The following is a 22499-nucleotide window of genomic DNA, read 5'->3' on the forward strand; positions in this document are numbered from 1 at the left end:
GCGGAAACTGCGGTAGTCGTCAGCGGGAGGACCGCAGTCTCCAGGAGGGGTCGGAGGTGGCGGCGAGCCGCGACGAGGAACCTGGTCGCGGTAGCGGCGTGGATCAGTCCGCGGCCATGGCCAGGCTCTTCTGCTGAGCGTGGGCCAAGCGGTAGGAATCGGTGCCGGTCTCGATGATGTTGCCGCCGAAGGTGAGCCGGTCGACGATCGCGGCGCAGAGCCGCGGGTCGGTGAAGGTCTTGGTCCAGCCGGAGAACGACTCGTTGGACGCGATCGCCACCGAGTTGGTCTCCTCGCGTTCGGTCAGGATCTGAAACAGCAGCTCGGCGCCGTGCCGGTCGAGTTCCATGTAGCCAAGCTCATCGATGCAGAGGAGGTCGACGCGGCCGTAGCGGGCGATGGTCTTGTTGAGGACCTTGTCGTCGGCGGCTTCGACGAGTTCGTTGACCAGCTTCGCCGCCAGCACGTAGCGGACCCGGAAGCCGGCCATCGCCGCGGCAGCGCCCAGCCCGATGAGCAGGTGGGACTTGCCGGTGCCGGAGTCCCCGACGAGGCAGAGCGGTTCGCCGTTGCGGACCCACCCGCAGGTCGCCAGGGCGTTGATCATCGCTGCGCTGATGTTCGGGTTGGCGTCGAAGTCGAAGTCGCTCAGCCACTCTTCGCGGGGGAAACCGGCGGCCTTGATGCGCCGTTCGGAGCGGCGCCGGTCCCGGTCGTCGCATTGGGCGATGAGCAGCTCGGCGAGGAATCCTCGGTAGGACAGCTGCTCCTTCTCGGCGGCGGTGACCAGGTCACCGACGCGGGTGCGCATGGTCGGCAGCCGCAACGCCCGGCAGGCTTGGTCGATCGCGGCTTCGGCGGCGGGTTCGGTCATGGGACGGCGGGCTCGGCTCACGAGACGGCTCCTTCAGACGGTGGTGCCTGGCCTGCCGGCCCGCGGCGCAGCAGCTGGTCGTAGTGGGCAACCGACGGCAGCGGCCGGGCGTCCTTCGGCAGTGCGGCCAGGCGCCGTTCGGTGAGGCTGACCACCCGCCGCTGTTCGCTGCTGCCCGTGGCGGTGTCGCCGTCGGCGGAGGGAGCGGACTGGCTGACCTGCCGGGCCCGGCGGGCTTCGACGGCCACCACGTCGGCGCTTGTGGCCCCGGCGGACAGCGCCAGGGTGATACCGGCGATGACGTCCGCGGCGGGCAACCGCCGGTGCAGCAGCAGCACGTCGATCAAAGCGCGGGTGCCGTCGGCGTCGCCGTGGGCCTTCTTCGCTGCCGCCCAGAACGCCTCGTGGGCCATCGTGAACACCCTGGTCTCGCGGGCCTGCGCCAGCGCGGTGGACCCCGACAGGGCGCCGGGCTTGCGCAGCAGCACCTCCAGGTAGTGGTCCAGCACCAAGGTTTGCGAGCCTTTCGTCACTGACCTCTCGTGCCGGGCGATCTCGGTGCGCCCGTCGAGCACGACCACCTCGCTGGCGTGCAGCATCACCCGGACCGTCTGGCCGATGAACCGGGCCGGCACCGAGTAGTGCGACATGCGCACCCCGATCAGCCCGTAGCGGTTGACCTTCGGCGTCAGCTGCCGGGCGGCCTCGAACGGCTCGGCCGGCAGCGGCGCCAGCAGTGGCTGCTCGACCCCGAAGTCTTGGCCGATCGTGCGAACCCGGTGCTCGAGGCGCCGGTCGTCTTCCGCGTGGTCGATCACCGCGATCCGTTCGTTGAGCTCGGCCAGCGTGGCGACCTCCGGCACGGGCACCAGGTGGTTGCGCCGGAATCGGCCCACCTCACCCTCGACGCCGCCTTTCTCATGGGCGCCCTTGATGCCGGGCATGCAGTACCACGCCTCGAAGCCCATGTGGGATCGGAACTGCACCCACCGGTCACTTTCAGTGCGGGTGCGCCCGAACACCACCCGGGTGACCGCCGACCGCAGATTGTCATATCGGATCTTGACCGTGGGCAGGCCGCCGAGCACGTCGAAGGCGTGCAGATGGCCCTCGATGAACGCTTCTGGCCCGGAGACGCGAACACGTGATGCACGGCCTTGCCGGAGAACGACATCCGCAGCGCGAACACGAACACCTTCGTCGGGACACCGGCCAGCCGGATCCAGAACTCCCCGAAGTCGACCTCGGCTTCCTCGCCCGGACGGTGACTCTGCAAGATGAACGCCTCCTGCCGCGAACGGCCGGCCTCGGCCACGATCTCCGCCCGCCGGCGAGCGACGTAGTCGCGCACCGTCGAGTACGACAACTGACCCGCGTTGTTCTCCTCAATCAAACGCTTCAGGATCCGCCGCACCGTGTGCTGCTGCTTGCGCGGCGCGGCCAGATCGGTGCGCAGCATCGCGTCGATTGCCGGCTTGAACCGGTCCAGCCGCGGCGCGACCCGCTCCGGTGACTTGCGCGGTGGCGGCGGCGCAGCCGAATCGATCGCCGCCCGCACGGTGCGCCGATGAACCCCGTCCCGCTGCGCAAGAGTACGGATCGAGACGCCTCGCCGGTGGTCCCGGCGGATCGCCTCGAACACTTCCACAAGCGAACGGACCAACCCGGGCCACCTTCCGACTACAGCCCGTCAATCGTGGCACCGACCGCCCAGGTGGGGCCAGATCAGACCGTCACACCGTCACTCCATCGAGTACCGATGGGGCCACCCCAGACCGTCCGAGTGGGGCCACTGATGACCGTCAGAATCAGCTATGGCGCGCCGAGTTAGGGTAGGCTAAGTTCACCTCCACATGACGTGGAAGGAATGCGATGGCAGTCAGTCGGCGGGGTTTTCTGCTCGGCGCGATGGGTGTGGCGGCGTTGAGTGGCTGCGGCGGGCAGAGTGAGCCGGCCGGTGCGGGGGCGGCGAACGGTTCGGCGGCCCCGGTGCAGGGTGCTTTCCCGCGCACGGTGAAGCACGAACTCGGCGAGACGCAGATCCCTGCCGCACCGCAGCGCGTGGTGGCCGCGACCGACGGTGGTGAGCTGTGCTCGCTGGTGGCGCTGGGCGTGCGGCCGATCGGTTTCGGTCAGCGCAACAACCCCCTGCGGCCGTGGTTGCAGGGCAAGGTGGACGGCATCGAGACGTACGACCTCTCCGGCGGCGAGACCAGCTTCGAGCGGCTCGCGGCGTGGCGACCGGACCTGGTGCTGGTGCAGAACGGATTCGCCACCGCCGACAACCTGAGCAAGTTCGCCGCCGTCGCGCCGGCCGTGGCGACGAGCTTCGTGGACTGGCGGGCGAACCTGCGCCAGGTGGGTGAGGCGGTCGGCCGCGCCGAGGACGCCGCCCGGCTGGAGAAGGCCACCGACGACGAGGTCGCTGCCGCGAAGACCCGGTTCGCGCCGTTCGCCGGACTCAAGGTGCGGGCGGCGACGGCGTTCGATGACGGCTCGGTGTATCTGCTCAACGACCAGTCCCCGCTGGGCAAGCTGGCGCCCGCGCTGGGCCTGGCGCCGTTCCCGGCGCAGCGCACCAAGGGTGAGGCGGTCGACACCGTGTCGTTGGAGCAGCTGGACCTGCTCGACGGTGACGTGCTGCTGGTTCAGCACTTCGGCGAGGGCGACGGCACGCCCGCGCTCAAGCAGCGTGAGGTGTTCAAGAACCTGCCGGTGGTGCGCAACGGCAAGGTCGTGGATCTGAGCGAGGACGAGTCGCACGCCTCCTACTTCGACTCCGTGCTGACCGTGGCGCTGAACGTGGCCATGCTGGAGAAGCACCTGTCGGCCGCCGCCCGGTGAGTCCCGCACCGACGGCGACGACGAACACACCGCCGAGCCGAAAGCCCGCCGCGACACCGCCGCACAGGCCGGCACCTGCGGCGTGGCGGCGGCTGACGGCCTTGCTCGTACTCGTCGTCGCCGTGCTGATCTGTGTGGCGGCCAGCCTGGCGGTGGGCACCCGCTCGATCGCCTGGCCGGAGGTATGGTCGGCCCTGGTGGCGCCGACCGGCACCGACAACGTCACGGTGGTCCGCACGCTGCGGGTGCCCCGCACTCTGCTCGGCCTGGCCGTGGGCGCCGCCCTGGGTCTGGCCGGGGCGCTGGTGCAGGGGCACACCCGCAACCCGCTGGCCGACCCCGGCCTGCTGGGGGTCAGCGCCGGGGCGGCGTTCGCGGTGGTCGTGGCGATCACCGCCACGGGGGTGTCCGGGGTGCTCGGCTATGTGTGGTTCGCCTTCGCCGGCGCGCTGACGGCCAGCGTGCTGGTATTCGGCATCGGTACGGCCGCGTCCGGCCGCCGCGGCGCGACGACACCGGTGACGTTGGCGTTGGCCGGCGCCGCGGTCAGTGCCCTGCTGGGCGGGTTGACCAGCGGGCTCGTTCTCATCGACACGCAGACGCTGGATGCGTACCGATTCTGGGCCGTCGGTTCGCTGGCCGGACGCGGCACGGAGGTGTTGCTGCCGATCCTGCCGTTCCTGGCCGCCGGCGCTGTGCTCGCCCTGGCCCAGGCGCCGGTTCTCAACGCGCTCAACCTCGGCGCGGACGTGGCCCGGGCGCTCGGCGTGCGGATCGCCCGGGCCCGTGTGGTGGGCATCGCCGCGATCACCCTGCTGACCGGCGCCGCTGTCGCCGCATGCGGGCCGATCGCCTTCGTCGGCCTCGTGGTGCCGCACGTGGTGCGCATCGTGGTCGGGCTGGACCATCGCTGGCTGTTGCCGTTGTCCGGCCTGCTCGGTGCCGCGCTGCTGCTCGCCGCCGACGTCGCGGGACGGGTCGTGGCGCGCCCCGGGGAGGTGCAGGTCGGCATCACGGTGGCTCTGGTGGGCGCGCCGTTCTTCATCGCACTCGTGCGCCGGCGCCGGCTGGTGGCGCTGTGACCCGCGCCGCGACGACTGTGCATCGCCGGCGGGTCGTTCATCTCGGCGACCGGTCGTTGCTGTGGCGTCCACGCCCGGTGCTGCTCGGCGCCGGCATGGCGGCCGGCGTGCTGCTCCTGGTGGCCGTGTCGGTCACCCGCGGAGACTTCACGCTCCCGCTGCCCGACGTGCTGGCCGTGCTCGCCGGCGGCGGCGATGCGACGCAGCAGCTCGTCGTGCTGGAGATGCGGCTGCCCCGTGCGCTGACCGGGGCCCTGGTCGGCGCCGCACTCGGCATGGCCGGCGCGGTCACCCAGTCGGTCACCCGCAACCCGCTGGGCAGCCCGGATGTCCTCGGCATCACCTACGGTGCGGGCACGGCAGCCGTCGCGGTCATCACGCTCACCGGGGCGGGTGTGCCTGCCGTGGCCGCGTCCTGGTCGGCGGCATCCTGGTCCCTGCCCGCGGCGGCCGTGGTCGGCGGACTGCTCACCGCCGCCGCGGTGTACCTGCTCGCCTGGCGTGACGGCGTCGACGGCTACCGTCTCGTGCTCGTCGGCATCGGCATCGGCGCGCTGTGTGCCGCCGTGACCTCGTGGCTGCTCATCCGGGCTGACATCGTCGAAGCCGCCCGCGCCAGCGTGTGGCTGACCGGCAGCCTCAACGGCCGCGGCTGGGAGCACGTCATCCCGCTGGCCGTGGCCCTCGTCGTCGCCGGGACCGCGCTGCTGGCGGCCGGAAACACACTCGGCCTGCTCGCCTTCGGCGAGGACACCACCCGGGCCCTGGGCGTACGGGTGCAGACCGGCCGCGCGGTCGTCATCGTGCTGGCCGTGGTGCTCACGTCGGCAGCGACCGCCGCCGCCGGGCCTGTCGCGTTCGTCGCCCTGGTCGCCCCGCAGATCGCCGTCCGGCTGATCGGCGCCGCCACGCCACCGGTGGCGATCTCAGGGCTGACCGGCGCGGTCCTGCTGTTGCTGTGCGACCTGATCGCACGCACCGCGCTGCCGGTGGAACTGCCGGTCGGCGTGGTCACCGCGGTCGTCGGCGCCCCCTACCTGATCTACCTGCTGCTGGTCTCCGCGCGAAGGGTCACCGCCTGACATGTCTCTGACCGACCCGGCGAGCGCCCGCCTCGCGGCGCAACAGGTCCGCCTCGGCTATGGCGCCCGCACGGTGGTGCACGACCTCACTCTCGCCGTCCCGGACGGGAAAGTCACCGTCATCATCGGCCCCAACGGATGCGGCAAGTCGACCTTGCTGCGTGCGCTCGGGCGGCTGCTCAGTCCGCAGGCAGGCACGGTGCTGCTCGACGGGAAGAGCATCGACCGGCTGCCCACCCGCGACGTCGCCCGCCAGGTCGGGCTGCTGCCGCAGACCCCGTCCGCCCCGCCCGGGTTGAGCGTCGCCGACCTCGTCGCCCGCGGCCGCCACCCGCACCGCAGCTGGCTGCGCCAATGGTCGACCGACGACGACGCCGCCGTCACCGCCGCCCTGGAGTGCACCGGCATGACGGAACTGGCCGACCGCGACGTCGACGAACTCTCCGGCGGCCAACGGCAGCGGGCCTGGTTGTCGATGGCCCTCGCTCAGCAGACCGACGTGCTGCTGCTCGACGAGCCCACCACGTACCTCGACATCGCCCACGCGGTCGAAGTCCTCGACCTCGTCGACCAACTGCATACCGATCATGGCCGTACGGTCGCCATGGTGTTGCACGACCTGACCATGGCCGCCCGCTACGCCGACCACCTCGTCGTCATGAAGGACGGCCACATCGCCGCCGCCGGGCCGCCCGCCGGCGTGCTCACCGCTGAGCTGGTCACGGAGGTGTTCGGCATCCGGGTCGCCGTCATCACCGACCCGGTCAGCGGCCGCCCCCTCGTCCTGCCCATCGGGACCCGTCACGTCGACCCGGCATACAACGAGGATTTGTCGAGCCCTTCCACGACGCGGCTCCCTGCGTGACGATCACGCAGGGAGCCGTGGGGGTGCTGGTGGACCCGGTCGTCAGGCGGCCGTGCAGACGGACGTCGTGGGCGGGGTGCCGGTGCCGATGAAGCCGAAGGTCGCGGTGCCGCCGGCTGTCAGTGACCCGTTGTAGGAGGCGTTGGTCGCGACCGTGGACGAGCCGGTGGCGCCGAAGGTGGCGTTCCAGCCTTGCAGCACCGTCCCGGTGAAGGACACCGCCCAGCCGCGGGTGCCGCCGTCACCTGCTCGCACCTGAACCTCGGCCTGGTAGCCGCCCTGCCACTGGCCGGCGACACGGACCGTCGCGGTGCAGCCGCCGGGGGCAGGATTGCTGGGGCCGGGCTCGCTCGGCGCGGGGCTGCTGGGTGCGGGGCTGCTCGGCGCCGGGCTGCTGGGGCTGGGGCCCGGGTCCGTGCCACCGCCGAAGACGACGTCGCTGCACGCGTAGTACGACTGGTCGAGGTGGCTGGCCTGCCAGATCGTGTAGACGATGTGCCGGCCGGTACGGCTGCCGGCGTTGACCTGCGCGGTGTAGGTCTGGCTGGGGGCCTGGCGCCCGGTTTCGGTCACCAGCTCGAGGTCGCCCCAGGTCAGTCGCTGGGTGAGCGGGTCGAAGCCCTGCTTGGTGATGTAGATCCGCAGGTAGTCGGCGCCGTGGCTGGACGGGTCGTTCAGCTTGAGGGTGAAGTTGTTCGGCTTGTTGACCGTGTTCCACCGGCCCGGCACGTCCAGTGCGGCGTACCGGCCGCCCTGGGTCAGCCCGCCGCTGCACAGCGTGCCGTCGGGGATGGCGGCCTGGTGGCGGCCGGCGACGCCCTCACGGAACAGGCCGTTCCAGTTGTACATGGCGTTCGGGTCGGCCTGGTACGCCTGGTAACACATCGGGTCCTGCGCCTGCATTCCCGGGCTGCTGGGACTCTGCCAGCGCTGGTTGCAGTCGTACGCACGAGTTACCGGGTCCGACACCGCGCCGTGCGCGCTGGCCGACTCCGCCATGATCGCGGCAGCGGCGGTGGCCAGTAGGCCGGTGGCCAGTGTGGCCGCAGCGGCGCGAAGGGTCCGTATTCTCATTTGCAAGCCTCCGGGGGACGTTTGGGAGCGCTCCCATCATCGCAGATGATCGATGTGTTGAGTAGTCCTGCCCGCCCCGGGCGATCGTCCCGTCCGCTGGGCGTTCCTCCTCGCCGACGCGGGCTGACGTCCCGGCCGCCGGGCCAGGCGCACCCCCAGAGTGAGGGTCAAGCCGATCCTGGACCTTCGATCGAAGGGGAACACCGATGCTTCATCCATTCCGCACCGCACGCAGGGCGTTGCTACCCCGCCGAGCAGCCGTGCTGGCCATGGCGTCCGCGATCGCGGCCGCCATCGGGCTGTCGCTGCTGGGCACTCCGGCCGCCGCCGCCGCCCCCGCCGGCGCGAGTTACGACTTCTACGCCGGCTACCTGGGGCCCGGGGCCACCTCGCGGTCCTGCTTCCATTTCAACCACGCCCGGTCCGGGCCCGTCCTGGTGTCGGCGACCGCCCGGGCGTACAACGTGGTGATCAAGGTGGTCAGCACTGACCTGGAGAACCGCACCAACTACGGATGGACCTACTGCACGACGTTGCGCAACGAATCCGCCGTCGGTGCGGGTGTCGATGTCGCGGCCCGCGCCGACCTGGACGCGCAGCGGACCTTCGACACCAATGGCGGCTACATCGCCGCCGGGGCCACCCAGCGGCACTGCTTCCACTACAACCACGGCATGTATGGGGCGGTGGCCGTGTCGGCAGCCGCCGCGGCCAACGACGTCATTCTCACGACGGTCAGTACGGACCTCGAGAACCGGCTGGGCTACGGCTGGACGTACTGCGCAACCGTTCGCAACGCGTCGGCCAAGGGCACCAACTACCAACTCATGACCAGGTCCGCTCTGGTCTCGACGAATCAGTTCAACTACTACGTCGGCTTCCTGAACGCTGGTGCCACGGCCCGGTACTGCTTCAACTACCCGCCGAACGTGACGCCGGTGGCGGTAGCCGCCGCAGCCACGCACCTCGACGCGATCCTCACCACGGTGAGCACCGATCGTGAGGACCGCTTCAACTACGGTCGCGTGTACTGCGCCACCATCAAGAATTCATCGGCCATCGGTACGGGTGTGAATCTGCAGACCAAGGCCGGCTTCTGACCGAAGCGGTCGGCAGCAGGAGATCGGAGTACGGCAGAACTGCCGTACTCCGCTCTTTCCGTTGTGGTGCGGTGAATGGCGGTCACAGGCCATGACGTTGTGCCAGGAGTACGGCCTGCACCCTGTCGGCGACTCCCAGCTTTCCTGTGATGATTGCTATCTGATTGCGTACCGTCTTGTCGCACAGTGACATTTCCCGCGCTATTTCCCTGGTGGTCCGCCCACGGGCCAGCAAACCGATGAGTTGTTGTTCTCGTGCCGTCAGCACGTTCAGAGGTGAGCGTGGGCCGCCGGCGCGGCGGGCTGCCGCGGTGTCGTCACCGAGTGCGGCGTCGACCCTCGGGCCCAGGAACCGGGCCCCCGCGGTGGCGGCCCGAACCGCGCCGACGAGCAGGTCGGGTGCGGCGTCCTTGAGCACGTATCCCCTCGCGCCGGCGGTCAGCGCCGCGTGCACGGAGCCCGGGTCATTCGTCATGGTCACCACGACCGCGGCGCAGGTGGGGACCGTGTCGGCGAGCTCTGCGATCAGCGCGATCCCGTTGCCGTCCGGCAGGCCCAGGTCGACGACGGCGGCGTCCGGTCGCTGCAGAACCGCCAGGCGGCGGGCCTCGGCCGCGGTGCCGGCCTGGTACACCTCGGTGATCCAATCCTCCACGGTCAGTAACGACGCCATCCCGTGCCGCACCACCGGATGGTCGTCGATAATCAACACCCGGGTCCCGTGCTCTCTGACATCCGCCATAGTCGCGAACTGTACTTAACGGTTTCGGCCGGCGCTGACGGCTGTCAATAATCTGCCCGTGCAGGAATTGACTGAGAAGCATCTCGTCGTCGTCACCGACGGAACGGACGACATCCAACTATGGCTGGATACGGTCATCAACTCGGCGCTGCGGGACAACCCCGTGGGGGACTGGCCGCATCCGCATCCTGATATTCCGGCCGGCCGGGTAACGGTGGGCCAACTGGTGCAAGCGGTGGAGAAGTGCTTCACCGTCGGTGGCGCCAGGTGGTCGGTGGTGAGCCGTGGATTCCCGCCGCCGCCGGGCCGGGACGGCGCCGTGGCGCCGACGGTCGGCGCCGGCGAACCCCGGCCGCGGGGTTCGGACTTCCACAACCTGATGCACAACCTGCTGGGCAACTTCCACTGATGGTGACTCAGGCCGACCTCGGTGACCGGGTGCGGTGGGGAAGCCCTTCCCGGACGGCGAGGTCGGCCTGGGCCATAGCGGCCGCGGCGCTGCTGGTGGTGACGATCGCCGCCGGTGCCCGCGTCGCGGACCTGCCGGCGGGCATGCCGGCCTCCGGGCGGGACTGGCTGCTGGCCGTCATGTGCGCGCCGATCGGCGCGCGGATCGCCGCGCACGCCCCGCGCAATCCGTGCGGCTGGCTGATCCTCGCCGCGGGATCCTTCGCCGCCGGGACGGTGGGCGCCGCCGCGATGACCTCGACCGTCACCGACTGGCTACGGCTGTGGCTGTGGTGGCCCGGTTACGGACTCCTGGTCCTGGTGGCGTTGCTCTTCCCGACCGGCAGAGCCGTTTCGGCCCGATGGCGGTGGGTCACCGTCACGCTCGCCGCGGCGGTGGCTGCCGGTACCGCCGGCTTGATGTCGCTCGCTGAGCGGGCGCCCGGCGTCCTGCTCGACGGCGCCAGCGTCATCACCCCGGGCTGGGACACCATCGCCGTGCTCGCCGGCACCGTGGCGTTGTTCGCCGGCGGGCTGGCCTCCGTGGTCGCCTTGGCACTGCGGATCAGGCGAACGGCGCCACCCCACCGTGGCGCGCTGATCTGGGGCTGCGTCAACGGCGTCCTGCTCGTCACGGCACTCGCCGTCGAGGCCGTTGAACACGTGCCCCTGATCGGACTGGTGGTCGTGCTCGCCATGCCGGTGGCGGCGGCGGTCGGCGTGGTGCGGTACGGGCTGTACGACATCGACCTGCTGGTGCACCGGTCGCTGAGCTACGGACTACTCGCTGCGGCCGGGACCGCCGTCTACGCCGGCGTGGCACTGCTCGCCAGCCGTTTCGTCCCGGCCTCCGCGGCATCCGTGACCGCTGTCATCGCGATCATGGCGCTGCTGCCGTTGCGCGAACGTCTCCGGTCGCTGCTGCGACACCGCCGCTACGGGTGGGGCGCCCGGCCGTACGAGCTGCTGATCGCCATGAACCACCAGCTGAGCCTGGCCCGCACGCCGGAAGAGGTCCTCGCCACCGCGGTCGTCGCGGTCGGCGACGGACTACGGGTTCCGTTCGTCGCCATACACCTGGACGGGCGCCCGCAGCCGGAAGCCACCCACGGCCGGCGACGGCAGTGGTCCGCGGCTCAGCTTCCGCTCACGTACCAGGACCGGGTGATCGGGCACCTCGAGGTGCAGCAGCGCAGCCCGGACGAGCCGTGGTCGGCGCACGAGCAGGCGCTGCTCCAAGGCCTGGCCGGACAGTTGGGCCCGTCCGCGGCGTCGGTCCGGCTGACCCGCGACCTGCAAACCGCGCGGGAGCGGTTGGTACGGGCGCGCGAGGAGGAGTTGCGCCGGCTCCAGCGCGACCTGCACGACGGTGTCGGGCCTGCGCTGAGCGGAGCGCGGATGCTCGCTCGCAGTGCCCGCGCCGGCACCCCCGCCCACACCGTTCAGCGCCTGCTCGACAACCTCGACGAAGGACTCGCCGAGGCCGGCACGGAACTGCGGCGCATCGTCGACAACCTGCGCCCGGCCGCCCTCGACCGCGGTCTGCCGGGCGCGCTGGAGACCGCCGCTCAGCGGCACCGCTCACCGGAACTCGAGATCGCGGTGACAGTCTGCGGTGATCTGGGCCAGTTGCCGGCTGCCATCGAGGTCGCCGTCTATCGCCTCGTCGATGAGGCGCTGACGAATGTCGTCAAGCATGCCGCGGCGCGCCGCGTGCAGGTGCTGACCACGCGGGAGACGGATCATTTTCGGGTCGAAGTGATCGACGACGGTGTGGGGCCCGGCCCTCGGCGTACCGACGGGGTGGGCCTGGGTTCCATGCGGGAGCGGTGCCAGGAGCTCGGCGGTGATTGCGCCGTCACCGGTACCGGCGCCGGCACACGGGTCCATGCGTGGATTCCCCTGGGCTGACAGCGTCGAGCCGCAGCTGATGATCTCGAACGGTCCGGGAGCCGACCGCGTACACGTTGGCATGGCAGAGGTCGAAACCGCGTCCGTACCCGCGCACCACCGCGCCCTGTCGGTGGTCGCCCCCGTGCTGCTGGGCGTCTACCTGCTGGCGGTCGCCGCGGTGGGCGCCGCCGTCGCCATCGGCCGCGTCCGGCTGGAAATGATGACCGTGATGTACTCGCCGCTGCCCGCGGTCGCCCTCGCCCTCCCGACGTCGACCGCTTACCGCTGGCGACACGCCACCGACGAGAAACGCCGCCACGAGCTGTTTCAGCGGGTCGTCGTCGAGCTGGTGATCAGCCTGATCCTGCTCGGCAGCTGCATCCATCAGGTTGTCACAGTGCCGCATGTCTACTTCACCGTCCTGGACGGGTGAAGCGGGCAGCACTCGTCGTACTGATCGCCCTCTGAACCGCGCTGCGGTCACGCGTCGGGGAGTTGAGCGTTCTGCCTCCGCAGGTGAATTCCGGCTCCACCAACGGACGAGGCGGCGGGTTTCGGCGAGTTCCGTCCGTCAGGAGCTGATGAGGTGCCACCTGCGTCGAGGCAACCAGGGCAACCTTCGCTCGGTGAGAGGCGGATTTCTGTGAGAGTCGCTGTTTTGCTGAATCCCTGGCGGGACCCGAGGTTGCGATGGCTGAGGTCCGAGGTCGCCATCCTGCGTACAGAGACGGAAAGCCAGAAGGAGCGCCAACCGGACAATCCGATCTATCCTGGTGCGCTTAAATTCATCGGTCAGGCGGATCAGTCGTGCCGCCGGCACGACGTCGATTCCGGGTGGACCCACCTCTACCGCGCGCAGGAGGAACTGGTCGCAGCCCAGGACGCGCACACGTTGGGGATCCTGGCGCAGACACTCCTCGAGGAGATCCGCATACCGGGAAGGCTGGCGGCCTGGCGCATCGAGACGATCAAGAAACTGTTGTCAGAAGCGGGGTACGCGCCTCACCGTGACCGCCGTACCCAGCCATCACCGCCGGCAGAGACGGACGGTCAGCTCTGCCGGGAACTCGTCCTACAGGCGCTGAAGGTCAGAAATCACGGGATCGCACACGAATACTGGCGGCTGGCGATCGTGCGGCACTACCAACGGATGCTCATCGTCGCCGGCGCCCCCGTTCTCGCCCTCGTCATCTCCCTCTTGGTCGTCGATTCCAACCAGATCGCACGTGAGGTCGGATGGGCCACCAGTGGGACGTCGTGTGTCCTGGCTGTCCTGCTCGGCATTCTCGGTGCCATCACCAGCGCCGCGCAGAGGTCGACGCGAGTTCGGCAGGACCATATCGCGGTACAGCTCGGATCCCACGTCAATTCGTTCTCGCGGATACCCATCGGGGCGGTAGCCGGCCTGACAGTGTGGCTGTTCACCCTGGCCACCGCCGAAGGAGCCGCCATAAACACGCCGAATCTCCTGCTCGCGGCCTTCGGTGCGGGCTTCGCCGAACGGCTGATAGTGCAGGGCCAACCCGATGACAGGAATGACACCGAGCCGGCGAGGAGCGTCCAGTTGGGTGATCGTTCGTACGGTGGATCGCCGAGAACCTGAGCCCGGCCGTTCGACGAACGCGGCGCGCGAGGGTCTACTTATTTGCTTTCGCCTTCGCTGTGGACTTGTTCTCGGCCTTCTTGCCCTTCGTCCTCGTCTTCGCTTCGTTCCTCCCGTCGGCCTTCACTTCGGTATTTCCCATCGGTGCTGTTGAGAGCCGGGCCGTCTTCGGTCTGACGGCGGCGGCCGAGCCTTGTTCGCCTTGCCGTGACGGCGGAGCCGCTACGGAGATGCGGGAAATGGCGGTCGTGGGGACGTTTCTGCCCGGCAGGCGGTTCCGTCCAACCGGACAGTGCGACGTTCATGAGCGCTGCCGGTGGCAGGCCGGCGATGTCGCCGAGGATCCGCGCGATCTCCGCGGCGGGCGGGCGCAGGTCCGGCTTCTTCGCCAGGCAGCGTGTCACCAGCCGGGTGACCGCGGAAGGCAGCCCGGGTACGGGCGGAAGCGGTGCAGGCTCGACGTAATAGTGGCCTGCAGCATCCGGGTGGTGGTGGGCGCCTGCCACGGCAGGCGCCCGGCCAGGCGGAGGTGCAGCAGTGTCGGGGTCCTCGGCCAGGGGCGCCGAGAGGACCTGACAGCCACCTCGCAGCCGAGCACGTCGTCCTCCGCACCCCACACCACCGACATGCCACCTCGGCCCAGCTGCTCGAGAAGCCGGTACCGCCCGCCGATCAGTGAATCTCTTTCCACCGGCGTGTCGTTGCCCAGGAATGGATTTCAAACTCTGCTGCTACGGCTCGGGGTGACCCTTTCGGGCCTAGATGCTCACTCGTACGGGGAAGAATACATACGTCGACCAGCCGATTTACCGACTCTCGAGAGTGATGTTCTCTACTTGCTTCAAAAAATGGGTGTGCGCGGCTCGGACCCCGGGTACCCACCGTTCGCCACGGCAGCTGACAGGCCTCGGCGGTAAATAATTCAACTGACAAGGCTCGGGAGTTAAAATGGCTACGTCCACTCAGCACCGCAACGATGGCGCCGCTGTGGTTCACCGCTCGCACGGCGAGGAGACCAAGCCGTCGTTCAAGACCACTGAGCTGATCGTCTACGTGCTCGCCGTCATCGGCGTGCTCGTCGCCTCCTACACGGTGGGCGATGGCGCCGCCAACAACGGCAGCGACTACTTCGCCGCCGACAAGGCCTGGTGGTACATCACCCTGCTGACCATCGGTTACATGATCAGCCGTGGCCTGGCCAAGGCCGGCAGCCGCAGCTCCGACCACGACCCCCGCACCAACCACTGACCTGTGCGGTACGACCAGGCCCCGGCGGGCCCGCTGTCCTCACGGACGCAGGGCACACCGGGGCCACGTCGTGCCACCAGCGAATAACGCCACGACGGACGCGGGGAGCCGGTACAACTCGGTGAAGCGCCCCATCGCCTTGCGGGACGCCCGGAGCTAGAGGACGGCTGATGCCCACGTACGCCCTGCCGCAGGACCGGCACCTGCATGTGCACGCCGTTGCCTCCAACGGCTTCAGCCCGATCACGCTGCTTGTCACCGGACCGGACGGGAAACCGGCTCGGCATCCGGGCGCGAGCGGCTCCACTCCGGGTGAGCCGCGCGCCGCCAGGTGGGATCTGCGCGACGTCGCCGCCGGCACCGTCATCGCTACCGACCCGGACGATGTCCAGTTGATCGTGCACGACCTGGTGACCATGGACGTGATCTTCTCCGGGTGACGGCAGGCCGCTGCGTCGATCTGATCGCCTCAGGTGTCTATTCGCTCGACGCGATGGCGTTGAGGTCCGAGTAGCTCACCGGGCTCGACGACCCCGTAGGGCGCTGGGCCATCGCGGTGCCCACACTGATCCCGCGCATGCCCGCCGCCGCAAGCCCGTGATCGTTGCGTCAACCATGAGAGCCGTCTCAGACAGTAGGTGTCGGGTTCGGCTCCAGTTTCCCCGGCCGTTGAGCACGGCTGGCGGCTTTCGGTCCTCACCGTCTCGGCCGCGCCACCCGAAGGCGGCCCTCCGGTGCCGAAGGGTTGCCTGCCACGGCGCTGGGCCGGGCGTACGGTGAGGATTCCGAGGGTTTCCGGCATGTGACCTGGTGGAAGGCAGGAGAGATGATCCCGGTACGGTCGGCGGACGAGCAGGTACGGGCAGCGGCGCTGGCGCGCTACCACCTGTTCGACGGCCCGCCCGAGCCCAATCTGCAGACGGTCGTGGAGTTGGCCGCCCAGCTCTGCCAGGTCCCGATCTCGGTGCTGTTCGTCCTCGACGACGAACGCCAACATCAGGTCGCCGCCGTCGGCATCGACGTAGAGGTGTGCCGGCGGGATGACTCCATGTGCTCGGTGGCAATGGTCGCCCCGGACCCGATGTATGTCGAGGACGCCCGCAGCGACCCGAGGTTCGCGTCGAATCCCTTCGTCACCGGCACGTTCCAACGGTTCCGCTTCTACGGCTCAACCCAGCTCTGCACGCCGGACGGGTTCGTCCTGGGCACCCTGTGCGTGTTCGACAACGTCCCCCGCGTCCTCGACGAGCAGCAGCGGCAAGGCCTCGACCGGCTCGCCCGGATGGCCATCGACGTGCTCGAACTGCGCCGGCACGGGTTCCTCGTCGCCGGCCTGCTCCGCGAGCAGCATCGCACCCGAGCCGCACTGGAAGGCGCGAACGAGACCCTGAAGCACTTCGCCGCGCAACTCACACACGACCTGCGCAGCCCGCTGACCGGCATCCTCGCCTTCGCCGCCGAGCTCCACCTGCTGCCCACGGTCAACGCCGACGCCGACGCCTCGTGGTGCACCGACCGTATCTCCGCCGCCGCCCAGCGGATGAGCACCCTTATCGACGACGTGTTGGAACACGCCACCACCACCGCCCCCGTCCACGGGGCCGAGGTGAACCTCACCGAGATCACCGGTCAAGTCCTCGACGACCTCGCCGTCCAGATCACCGACGCCCGCGCCGAGGTCACCACGGGAGAATTGCCGACCGTGACCGGCGACTGCACCCAATGGCGCATCCTGTTGCAGAACCTGATCAGCAACGCGATCAAATACCGCCACCCCCACCGGCCCTGCCGCATCACCGTCACCGCCGTCACCGACCCCGCCTGGTACCGCGTCTGCGTCGCCGACAACGGCATCGGCATCCCTGCCGGCCAACGGGAACGAGCGACCCAGCCCTTCACCCGCCTCACCCCTGAGCACAGCACCGGCCACGGCATCGGACTGTCGACCTGCACCCGCATCGTGCACACCCACGACGGCCGGCTCGACATCACCGACACTCCGGGCGGCGGTACCACCGTCTGCATCACCATCCCCACCGGCAACCCTGGCCGGGGGCCAGATGCGACACTGCTGCGGTGACTACTGCCGGAACCGTGCGGGAATGGCACACCGACGAGGGCTGGGGAGTCATCGACTCCGACGCCACCCCCGGCGGATGCTGGGCGCACTTCAGCAGCGTCCTGATGAGCGGTTACCGCTTCCTCAGCCCGGGTGCGTCCGTCTCGTTCGAGTTCGAGACCGGCCGGCAGGACGGATACGACTACCGGGCCGTGGCTGTCCGGACCGGCATCGACCGCCCGGCGGCCCCCGCCCCTCAGCAACCGTCAGAGGCCTACCACAGCGTGCTGCGCCGGGATATCGACGCGGCGGAAGACGGCGAAGCTGCAAACCGAACGGATCAGTAGGGCTGTACTGCCGGCATGCGCCGGCCGCGAAGCACATCGGCCGTGTGGATCAGTCGGCGTCCGGTCAATCAGTGCACTTGCTGCTCAGAAGGTCTTCACAGTGGGCTGTATCGCCGTCTTCAGGAGTAGGGGCGGCTGTGAGGGGTAGGCATGCCGGGCATTCATCCCAGTGGAGAGGCGCGGATCGTGACCGAGGACCAGTACGGCCAGCAGGACCCGCAACAGCAGTTCCGTACGCCGGACGACCAGGACAGCAGCCAGATCTCGCATCCGGGTCTGACCGGTGAGATGGATACCGAGCCCGATCACGGTGAGGACAGCTACCGAGGCAGTGATCGTCTGACCGGCAAACGCGCCGTGATCACCGGCGGTGACTCCGGGATCGGCCGTGCCGTCGCCATCGCGTTCGCTCGCGAAGGCGCCGACGTGCTGATCTCCTATCTTCCCGAGGAAGAAGACGATGCCCGGGCAACCGCCCGACTGGTCGAGAAGGCGGGCCGCAAGGCGGTCACCGTACCGGGTGACATCCGCGTCGAGGCCCACTGCGCTGCCATCATCGACACGGCGATGACCGAGCTGGGCGGGTTGGACATCCTGGTCAACAACGCCGCCTACCAGATGTCGCAGGACAACGGGATCTTCGACATCTCGACCGAGCAGTTCGACCGGGTGATGAAGACCAACCTGTACGCGATGTTCTGGCTCAGCAAAGAGGCCGTGCTGAGGATGCAGCCCGGCTCGACGATCATCAACACTGCATCGATCCAGGGCTACCAGCCGTCACCGCAGCTGTTGGATTACGCCACCACGAAGGCCGGCATCATTGCGTTCACCAAAGCGCTCGCGGCGAACGTGTCAGACAAGGGCATTCGTGTCAACGCTGTCGCACCGGGTCCGATCTGGACCCCGTTGATCCCGGCCACCATGCCCAAGGAAAAGGTCGAGTCCTTCGGTGCGGACACCCCGATGGGCCGTGCCGGTCAGCCGGCCGAACTTGCGCCGCTGTACGTCTTCTTCGCTTCTCAGGAATCCAGCTACGTCACCGGCGAGGTTCTGGGCGCTACCGGCGGCAAGCCGCTCGCCTGACGCGAGGTTCACCCTCAGAGTTCGGCCTGACGAACAACACACCCCGACGGGACCGGCTTCCTGAACAAGGGCGACCGAGCCGGTCCCGGAACTTCTTCGACGACGGACTTGACGACGCCCTGGGCCCGCTGTATTGGTAAAAGAGAGTTGAGTCAAGGGCACTCAACACCGGGAGATCCCGGGACTGATCGAGCTTTGGTGAAGGAGCACCAAGGAGGAGATGACCATGCTTCTGCGTACCGACCCGTTCCGCGAACTCGATCGGATGTTCGAGCAGTTCACCGGCACCACCAGCCGGCCCGCGGTGATGCACGTCGACGCCGAACGCGACGGCGACACCTTCTACGTGTACTTCGACCTGCCCGGCGTCGACCCCGACTCGATCGACCTGACCGTCGAGCGCAACGTGCTGCAAGTCAAGGCCCACCGGCAGCGCCGGACCAGGGGCGGCGTCGAGTCGGTGATCAGCGAGCGGCCGATGGGCGTGTTCAGCCGGCAGTTGTTCCTCGGCGACACCCTGGACACCGACAACCTGAAGGCGGCGTACGACAACGGGGTGCTGACCCTGGAGATCCCCGTCTCCGACCGGGCCAAGCCCCGCAAGATCGCCATCGGCTCCGGCAACGGCGGCGGCCCCAAGCAGATCAAGGGCTGACTACGTCACCGCCGGCTCCGAAACCCGGCCGTGGTGTGTCGACCGGCGTGCCGGCCGGGGTGGGCGCCGCCGGGCTGCTGGTCGCTGCGGCGGTCGTTGGGTTGGCTCTGGCCGGTCGGCGGCGGGCGGGGGTCTCTCGCCTGATCAGTCGTTGGGCGGACCCGTTGAGTTCCGGCCGTATCCGGCAGGCCAGGTCAGGCCAGGACCTGTGCCGACAGCGGTGCCCGGTCTTGTTTGCGGCCGGGCACCGCTGCCGGTCAGCTTCCGGCCGGTGCGGGTGACACCGGTGCCTGCGGCCGGCGCTCACGCTTGCGGACCGCGCCGACGATCAGGTCGACGGCGAGGAACGCCAGCAACGGGATGCCGAGCAGCGGCAGCGCCCAGGCGATCGCGATGACGACCGGAACACCGACGACGATGCCCCAGGCGGGCAACTGCTGCCACGCACCGCGGGCAGGCGGCGTGCCGATCGGCGCCCGCCGGTCGGCACGGGTGGGCCGGCGTTGCCACCACATCCGGTAACCCCAGATGATGACGGTGATCAGGCCGATGGCGAGGGCGGCGAGCAGGATCTGGTTGACGACGCCGAACAGCAGGCCCATGTGGGCGTTGATGCCCCAGGAGCTGAGTTTGGCCAGGAAGGGCCAGTCGGCGAAGTCGACCCGGTCGGTGATGGCGCCGGTGGGGTGCATGGCAACGCTGTCGAGCCGGACCGGCCACCGGTTGTCGGTCTGGGTGACCGTCCAGGCGCCGGCGTCATCGGCGGGCGGGGTGATCTGCACCGGGCCGTCGAGCCCGGCGCCACGCGCACTGGTCAGGACGGTGTCGATGGCGGCCGGGTCGACGGCGGGGCCCGCGCCGGAGGCATTGTCGCTGTGGTGGCCGCCGGGCGCGGCCGGCGCCGTCGCGTCGAGTTCGGTGGCGACGTACGGCCTGCTGCCCTTGACGGCGTCCAGGGCGGCGCTGAAGTTGGCGCCGGCGTAGCCGGACCAGGTCAGGCCGGTCGCGGACAGGGTGAGCAGGCCGACGGCGAGCCAGATGCCGGTGGCGGCGTGCCAGCTGCGGGTGCGCCGGACGCCCTTCTTGGCGGCCAGTTCGGGGGTTAGCAGGCGGCGGGCGGTGCGGTTGCCGCGCTGCCGGCGCCACCACAGGACCACGCCGCCGAGGGCGAGGACCCACAGCCAGCTGGCCGCGAGTTCGGAGTACAGCTCGCCGGGCTTGCCGAGCTGCAGGTCGCGGTGGAACTGGTCGAGCCACGTGTTCAGCGGTGTCGCGGTCCACCAGGTGGGTAGCCGGCCGGTCACCTCGGCGGTGTACGGGTTGACGTAGACGGTGTGGACGAGCTCCGACTCCGCGGTGAACTGCGCTGAGCTGAAGTCGACCTGGGTGGTGGCGTCGGCTTCGCCCACCCGGACCGCGATCAGATCGCCGTCGGGGTGGGCGGCGCGTGCCGACGCGACCTGCTCGGCCACCGGCCGCGCGGTGCCGCCGGGGTCGGCGACGACCAGCTCGGTGCTGTAGACGATCTTGTCCAGCGTCGGTACGAGGCTGAAGAGCAGACCGGTGGTGGCCGCGATCAGGATGAACGGCGCGACCAGGATGCCGGCGAAGAAATGCAGTCGCAGCAGCAGCGGGCCGAAGCTGCGGGCGTGGGCGGGACGGCGTTCGGTCGGATCGGTTACCGGGGCCGCTTCGGCGACTTCAGGAACGGTGGTCATCGGCTGTCCTCGTCGGGGAAGGCGGCGCGCGCCGGCGGGCCGCATCGGGGTCGCAGTCGACGTGCCGGTGCCCCGGCTCATGCGTCGTGTGACCTCCGCGGCGTCGAGGAGGTCACCGCGATAGTCGTCGGCCGGCACCCGTGAGTTCCCAGGAGTCCCTCAGCTGTTGAGCGATCGTTGTCAATTCGTCCCGGGGGTGCTTCGCCAATTGGCCGCAGAAGGCGCGCCGTCCTGTACGCGACGTCCTGAACGTGATCTGAGACCACGCCCGCAGTCTCGTCGAGAAACAGCAAGCGGTGGCCGCCGGCATTCACCGACGGCCACCGCCGCCCAATACGGAGTCAGCATGCCCGGGAGCCATCACCATCCCGACGGTCTGCACCCGGCGGATTGTCGTTCAGTGCTGATCGAGCTCCTGATCGGTGATCCATGATCCGTGGAAGCCGGTAGTTACCCGGCGGGGCAGGGTGACGGACGCGACCGGCCTGCCACCGATGTCGGTGGCATCGAGCACGAGCAGTTTCGAGCCGCCGCCGGCCACCACGTCCGGGCCGAGCTTGACGATCGCGGTGGCGGCGGGCCGCCACCGGAGACGGCGTATCGGTAGCCGGCGACGCGCCCGACCCGCTCGTCGTCGATGGTGGGGAACTCGATCCCGCGGGCGTCGAGCCTGGTCTCGGTGACGTTGCGGGTGCTCGGGTCGAGCACCCGGCGGTGCAGGCGCGCCATGCCACTGCCGCCCACCCCATCGGGATGGGCGGCTTGATCTGTCAGTCGGACAGCTTGACGCTCGACGCCGGCACCGACACGTAGTGCGCCTGGCTGGTGAGTTGGCCGGCGCCCTCGGCAGCGGTGACACCGACCTTGTCGGCGAAGTCCTGCGCCGCGGGCGTGACGGTGCCGGTGAAGTCGATGGAGTCGCCCTGCTTCACCTTGTAGTTGGATTCGTCGCCGGTGCCGGTCAGCTGCACCCAGAGCCGGTTCTGCTCGCTCGAACCGACCCAGAAGCCCTCATCGGCAGGCACTGACTGCACCCGCACCGCACGACCGACGGCCTGCCGGCCGTTCTGGGCGCTCAGGTCTGCGGCGATCTCCGGTTCCAGCAGGTTCGCGTCGCCGGCGGTCAAGCTGCCGGCCGCACCGGCCTGCCCGGCCCCGTCGGCCTCGGAAGGAGTGGTCGTGGGAACCGCGGACGAAGCGGTGGCCTGCGGAGTGGTGGCCGTCGTGCGAGGCGAATTCCCGGAGGAGTCATCCGAGTCGTCACCGCCGCACTGGGACAACAACAGCACCAATCCGATTACTAAAAGTAGCAAGAGCAGCAGGGGTAGGAGCCATTTTCGCCGGGTGGGAGGTCCACCCACTGGCACGGCGGCGGGACGGGGACCTGGGGTGTTCGGTGTGGGCATGGTCGGCGTCATGCCCACCCCCTCGCCCCCGAAACCAGGCCAAGATCACGTCAAGCGCACTCTGAACTGGATTTTCATCTCACTGTTATCCGATTACCCCCATCCGCGGGACAGGTCTTGCCGGCTCGGGCCAGGCCTGCTCGACTGATTGGTTGGAGCTGGACATGCGCTCGGTCATGCGTGCGGGTCCGCTGCGGGGAGCTCAGAATTTTAACTGTGGGTGATCGGCGACCGGGCAGCCGGCCCGCGGCCTCAGCCGGCCCGCGGCCTCAGCCGGCCCGCGGCCTCAGCCGGCCCGCGGCCTCAGCCGGCCTGCGGCCTCAGCCGGCCTGCGGCCTCAGCCGGCCTGCGGCCTCAGCCGGCCTGCGGCCTCA

23 protein-coding genes and 1 pseudogene are annotated in these 22499 nt (G+C 69.5%); 15 read left to right on the forward strand and 9 right to left on the reverse strand.

The window, feature by feature from the left end; translation table 11 throughout:
• Positions 1-103: 103 nt before the first annotated feature.
• A complete protein-coding gene (gene istB / locus AC0NH5_RS32210) occupies positions 104-895 on the reverse strand; it encodes an IS21-like element helper ATPase IstB (protein ID WP_474410644.1) in 792 nt (263 codons plus the stop codon).
• A pseudogene (istA, locus tag AC0NH5_RS32215) lies at positions 892-2537 on the reverse strand (IS21 family transposase). Before istA ends, istB begins: the two are co-directional and overlap by 4 nt.
• Before the next feature lie 209 nt (positions 2538-2746).
• Between istA and AC0NH5_RS32220 the strand changes: the two are divergent.
• From AC0NH5_RS32220 to AC0NH5_RS32235, 4 genes are read left to right on the forward strand one after another with little or no spacing between them, the layout of a single operon-like run.
• Positions 2747-3718 (forward strand): ABC transporter substrate-binding protein, encoded by a 972-nt coding sequence (locus tag AC0NH5_RS32220; protein WP_474410645.1) that lies wholly within the window; start codon positions 2747-2749, stop codon positions 3716-3718.
• The gene (locus AC0NH5_RS32225; RefSeq protein ID WP_474410647.1) at positions 3715-4800 is read left to right on the forward strand and encodes a FecCD family ABC transporter permease; all 1086 of its coding nucleotides are present in this window, start codon (positions 3715-3717) and stop codon (positions 4798-4800) included. Before AC0NH5_RS32220 ends, AC0NH5_RS32225 begins: the two co-directional genes overlap by 4 nt.
• The gene (locus tag AC0NH5_RS32230) at positions 4797-5882 is read left to right on the forward strand and encodes a FecCD family ABC transporter permease (protein ID WP_474410649.1); all 1086 of its coding nucleotides are present in this window, start codon (positions 4797-4799) and stop codon (positions 5880-5882) included. Before AC0NH5_RS32225 ends, AC0NH5_RS32230 begins: the two co-directional genes overlap by 4 nt.
• Before the next feature lies 1 nt (position 5883).
• A complete protein-coding gene (locus AC0NH5_RS32235) occupies positions 5884-6747 on the forward strand; it encodes an ABC transporter ATP-binding protein (protein WP_474410651.1) in 864 nt (287 codons plus the stop codon).
• A 42-nt stretch (positions 6748-6789) separates the two neighbouring features.
• Here AC0NH5_RS32235 and AC0NH5_RS32240 read toward each other — a convergent pair whose 3' ends face one another.
• Positions 6790-7821, reverse strand: coding sequence for a lytic polysaccharide monooxygenase auxiliary activity family 9 protein (locus AC0NH5_RS32240; protein ID WP_474410652.1), 1032 nt, complete (start codon positions 7819-7821; stop codon positions 6790-6792).
• A gap of 206 nt (positions 7822-8027) precedes the next feature.
• Between AC0NH5_RS32240 and AC0NH5_RS32245 the strand changes: the two genes are divergently transcribed.
• Entirely contained in the window at positions 8028-8921 is an 894-nt protein-coding gene (locus AC0NH5_RS32245) for a hypothetical protein (RefSeq protein ID WP_474410654.1), read from the forward strand.
• Positions 8922-9003: 82 nt separating this feature from the next.
• On the opposite strand, the gene AC0NH5_RS32250 is transcribed toward AC0NH5_RS32245, so the two are convergent.
• Positions 9004-9663 carry a response regulator gene (locus tag AC0NH5_RS32250; protein WP_474410655.1) on the reverse strand — a complete coding sequence of 220 codons (660 nt, stop codon included), beginning with the start codon at positions 9661-9663 and terminating at the stop codon, positions 9004-9006.
• Positions 9664-9721: 58 nt separating this feature from the next.
• Here AC0NH5_RS32250 and AC0NH5_RS32255 point away from each other — a divergent pair, with 58 nt between their 5' ends.
• From AC0NH5_RS32255 to AC0NH5_RS32270, 4 genes are all read left to right on the forward strand, one after another.
• Positions 9722-10072 (forward strand): hypothetical protein, encoded by a 351-nt coding sequence (locus tag AC0NH5_RS32255; RefSeq protein ID WP_474410657.1) that lies wholly within the window; start codon positions 9722-9724, stop codon positions 10070-10072.
• Positions 10072-12021 (forward strand): sensor histidine kinase, encoded by a 1950-nt coding sequence (locus AC0NH5_RS32260; protein ID WP_474410659.1) that lies wholly within the window; start codon positions 10072-10074, stop codon positions 12019-12021. The genes AC0NH5_RS32255 and AC0NH5_RS32260 overlap by 1 nt, the downstream gene beginning before the upstream one ends.
• A 61-nt stretch (positions 12022-12082) precedes the next feature.
• Entirely contained in the window at positions 12083-12436 is a 354-nt protein-coding gene (locus tag AC0NH5_RS32265) for a hypothetical protein (RefSeq protein WP_474410661.1), read from the forward strand.
• Between the two features lie 225 nt (positions 12437-12661).
• A complete protein-coding gene (locus AC0NH5_RS32270; RefSeq protein WP_474410663.1) occupies positions 12662-13606 on the forward strand; it encodes a hypothetical protein in 945 nt (314 codons plus the stop codon).
• 38 nt (positions 13607-13644) lie between these two features.
• Here AC0NH5_RS32270 and AC0NH5_RS32275 read toward each other — a convergent pair whose 3' ends face one another.
• Both AC0NH5_RS32275 and AC0NH5_RS32280 read right to left on the reverse strand, forming a co-directional pair.
• Positions 13645-14010 carry a hypothetical protein gene (locus AC0NH5_RS32275; protein WP_474410664.1) on the reverse strand — a complete coding sequence of 122 codons (366 nt, stop codon included), beginning with the start codon at positions 14008-14010 and terminating at the stop codon, positions 13645-13647.
• On the reverse strand, positions 14007-14297 hold the full coding sequence (locus tag AC0NH5_RS32280; protein ID WP_474410666.1) for a hypothetical protein: 291 nt from the start codon (positions 14295-14297) through the stop codon (positions 14007-14009). The genes AC0NH5_RS32275 and AC0NH5_RS32280 overlap by 4 nt, the downstream gene beginning before the upstream one ends.
• Positions 14298-14554: 257 nt before the next feature.
• Here AC0NH5_RS32280 and AC0NH5_RS32285 point away from each other — a divergent pair, with 257 nt between their 5' ends.
• From AC0NH5_RS32285 to AC0NH5_RS32310, 6 genes are all read left to right on the forward strand, one after another.
• A complete protein-coding gene (locus tag AC0NH5_RS32285) occupies positions 14555-14854 on the forward strand; it encodes a hypothetical protein (protein WP_474410667.1) in 300 nt (99 codons plus the stop codon).
• Between the two features lie 170 nt (positions 14855-15024).
• The gene (locus tag AC0NH5_RS32290; protein ID WP_474410669.1) at positions 15025-15294 is read left to right on the forward strand and encodes a hypothetical protein; all 270 of its coding nucleotides are present in this window, start codon (positions 15025-15027) and stop codon (positions 15292-15294) included.
• Positions 15295-15680: 386 nt separating this feature from the next.
• Positions 15681-16934, forward strand: coding sequence for a GAF domain-containing sensor histidine kinase (locus AC0NH5_RS32295; protein WP_474410671.1), 1254 nt, complete (start codon positions 15681-15683; stop codon positions 16932-16934).
• Positions 16931-17260: a cold-shock protein gene (locus tag AC0NH5_RS32300; protein ID WP_474410673.1), complete on the forward strand. Its 330-nt coding sequence runs from the start codon at positions 16931-16933 to the stop codon at positions 17258-17260. The genes AC0NH5_RS32295 and AC0NH5_RS32300 overlap by 4 nt, the downstream gene beginning before the upstream one ends.
• Before the next feature lie 186 nt (positions 17261-17446).
• Positions 17447-18346: an SDR family oxidoreductase gene (locus AC0NH5_RS32305; RefSeq protein WP_474410675.1), complete on the forward strand. Its 900-nt coding sequence runs from the start codon at positions 17447-17449 to the stop codon at positions 18344-18346.
• 226 nt (positions 18347-18572) lie between these two features.
• Positions 18573-19001 (forward strand): Hsp20/alpha crystallin family protein, encoded by a 429-nt coding sequence (locus AC0NH5_RS32310; RefSeq protein WP_474410676.1) that lies wholly within the window; start codon positions 18573-18575, stop codon positions 18999-19001.
• Between the two features lie 257 nt (positions 19002-19258).
• Here AC0NH5_RS32310 and AC0NH5_RS32315 read toward each other — a convergent pair whose 3' ends face one another.
• The 3 genes from AC0NH5_RS32315 to AC0NH5_RS32325 all read right to left on the reverse strand — a co-directional run bounded on the left by AC0NH5_RS32315 (position 19259) and on the right by AC0NH5_RS32325 (position 22008).
• Complete coding sequence (locus AC0NH5_RS32315; protein WP_474410678.1) at positions 19259-20719, reverse strand: PepSY-associated TM helix domain-containing protein; 1461 nt, start codon at positions 20717-20719, stop codon at positions 19259-19261.
• Positions 20720-21116: 397 nt separating this feature from the next.
• Positions 21117-21263 (reverse strand): carotenoid oxygenase family protein, encoded by a 147-nt coding sequence (locus AC0NH5_RS32320; protein ID WP_474410679.1) that lies wholly within the window; start codon positions 21261-21263, stop codon positions 21117-21119.
• A 226-nt stretch (positions 21264-21489) separates the two neighbouring features.
• Positions 21490-22008, reverse strand: a complete 519-nt coding sequence (locus AC0NH5_RS32325) for a hypothetical protein (protein WP_474410681.1) — start codon at positions 22006-22008, stop codon at positions 21490-21492.
• Between the last annotated feature and the right edge of the window lie 491 nt (positions 22009-22499).

Source organism: Actinoplanes sp. 13, from assembly GCF_056134165.1.

Coding starts and splice junctions, on each gene's coding strand:
- AC0NH5_RS32220 (WP_474410645.1), top strand. CDS start 2,747: ATGGCAGTCAGTCGGCGGGGTTTTCTGCTCGGCGCGATGGGTGTGGCG.
- AC0NH5_RS32235 (WP_474410651.1), top strand. CDS start 5,884: ATGTCTCTGACCGACCCGGCGAGCGCCCGCCTCGCGGCGCAACAGGTC.
- AC0NH5_RS32240 (WP_474410652.1), bottom strand. CDS start 7,821: ATGAGAATACGGACCCTTCGCGCCGCTGCGGCCACACTGGCCACCGGC.
- AC0NH5_RS32245 (WP_474410654.1), top strand. CDS start 8,028: ATGCTTCATCCATTCCGCACCGCACGCAGGGCGTTGCTACCCCGCCGA.
- AC0NH5_RS32250 (WP_474410655.1), bottom strand. CDS start 9,663: ATGGCGGATGTCAGAGAGCACGGGACCCGGGTGTTGATTATCGACGAC.
- AC0NH5_RS32260 (WP_474410659.1), top strand. CDS start 10,072: ATGGTGACTCAGGCCGACCTCGGTGACCGGGTGCGGTGGGGAAGCCCT.
- AC0NH5_RS32265 (WP_474410661.1), top strand. CDS start 12,083: ATGGCAGAGGTCGAAACCGCGTCCGTACCCGCGCACCACCGCGCCCTG.
- AC0NH5_RS32285 (WP_474410667.1), top strand. CDS start 14,555: ATGGCTACGTCCACTCAGCACCGCAACGATGGCGCCGCTGTGGTTCAC.
- AC0NH5_RS32290 (WP_474410669.1), top strand. CDS start 15,025: ATGCCCACGTACGCCCTGCCGCAGGACCGGCACCTGCATGTGCACGCC.
- AC0NH5_RS32295 (WP_474410671.1), top strand. CDS start 15,681: ATGATCCCGGTACGGTCGGCGGACGAGCAGGTACGGGCAGCGGCGCTG.
- AC0NH5_RS32310 (WP_474410676.1), top strand. CDS start 18,573: ATGCTTCTGCGTACCGACCCGTTCCGCGAACTCGATCGGATGTTCGAG.
- AC0NH5_RS32315 (WP_474410678.1), bottom strand. CDS start 20,719: ATGACCACCGTTCCTGAAGTCGCCGAAGCGGCCCCGGTAACCGATCCG.